This is a genomic window from Nonomuraea lactucae (genome assembly GCF_003313395.1).
In the GTDB taxonomy this organism is placed as follows: domain Bacteria; phylum Actinomycetota; class Actinomycetes; order Streptosporangiales; family Streptosporangiaceae; genus Nonomuraea; species Nonomuraea lactucae.
This window is the reverse complement of sequence record NZ_QNFZ01000134.1, coordinates 1-1,411: the sequence shown is the minus strand read 5'-3', so window position 1 is coordinate 1,411 and position 1,411 is coordinate 1. Positions and strand designations below refer to the sequence as shown.

Annotated in this window: 2 protein-coding genes; one reads left to right on the top strand and one right to left on the bottom strand. The window is 77.0% G+C overall.

The genetic code is table 11. The annotated features are described in order from the left end of the window. A partial coding sequence (locus DQW85_RS09345; protein WP_162794860.1) for an MFS transporter occupies nucleotides 1-732 on the top strand: 732 nt, incomplete at its 5' end. 192 nt (nucleotides 733-924) lie between these two features. Here DQW85_RS09345 and DQW85_RS09340 read toward each other — a convergent pair. After that, nucleotides 925-1,411 (bottom strand): CGNR zinc finger domain-containing protein (locus tag DQW85_RS09340; RefSeq protein WP_162794859.1); only part of this gene is annotated, 487 nt, incomplete at its 5' end.

The following is a 1,411-nucleotide window of genomic DNA, read 5'->3' as shown; positions in this document are numbered from 1 at the left end:
GTGGGCCTGGTGGCCGCGGCGGCGAGCGGGCAGGCGGCGATGGCGGCGTCCGTCGCCCTGCTGGTCGCGGCCGTGCCCGTGGCCTGGACGCTGCCTTCCCGCTCCCGCCCGACCGCCTCCGTACGGGCCGGGAGGGCTGCCCTGTGGCGCGACCTCGCGGCCGGGTTCGGGGCGATTGCCCGGAACGCACCCCTCAGGCGGGCGACCGCCACCTCCATGGTCTCCTTCTCCGGGGTGGCCATGCTGGTCGTCGGCGCGCCGATGCTCGGCTCGGCCCTGACGGGTGAGGCATCGCACGGAGCGCTGCTCCTCGCGGTGACCGCCGGCAGCGCGCTCGCCGCCAACGCGGCTCTGACCCGCCTCCGGGGCTCGACGGCCAGCCCGGACGCCCTCCTGGTGGGCTCCACTCTTGTGCTGGGGGCGGCCATGCTGGTCGCCGCGGCCGCGTATGCCACCGGCCGGACCGGTCTCGCCGTACTCGCCGCCGTCCTGGCTGGCGTGGCCGAGGGGCCGCAGCTCACGGCGCTGCTCGCGGTACGGCACCGCGAGGCCCCGCCCCACCTGCGCGGCCAGATCTTCACCACCGGCGCCAGCCTCAAGATCACCTCGTACGCCGCGGGCTCCGCCCTGGCCGGGCCGCTGGCCGCCTACGACCTGGGCGTCGCCCTGCTGGCCGCGGCGGCGCTCCAGGCGCTCGCCGGTGTCGCGTACGCGCTGCTGTCGCGGCCCTGAGGGCCGTTACGGGCTGCTGTCGCGGCCCGAAGGACCGCTACGGGCTGTTGTCGCGGCCCTAAGGACCGCTACGGCCTGCTGTCGCGGCCCGAAGGACCGCTACGGGCTGTTGTCGCGGCCCTAAGGACCGCTACGGCCTGCTGTCGCGGCCCGAAGGACCGCTACGGGCTGTTGTCGCGGCCCTAAGGACCGCTACGGCCTGCGTTCCGGCGCGGGCAGCGGGTCCTGGCAACCGCGCGTCAGCGCACGCGACCTGTGGGCCGCCACGCGCTCGCGGGTGGCGCAGCGGGTGCTGCAGTAGCGGCGCGGGCTACCTCCCCCGAGGTCCAGGTACGGCCGGCGGCACCCGGCAGAGGCGCACAGCCCGCCCGGAACCCGCTGGTGGTCGGCCAGCAGGACGGCCAGGGCCATGGCCGACGACGCCAGGAACCACTCCGCCCACGGCGCGTCGTCATGGCTGTCCACGTGCAGGTGCCACGCCGTCGTGCCCCCGTGGTCGGTGAGCCGGGGCCCCCGCCCGGTCTCGGCGAGGAGCCGGTTGAGGACCGCGGCGGCGGCGTCGGGGCCGGGTGCCGCGAAGACCTCGACCAGCCGTGCCGCCGCCTCCCGCATCGCCGCGACGTCCCCCTCGTCGAGGTACGGCCCACCGGCCTCGCCAGGCGGCGGCCCGCCACCGGCG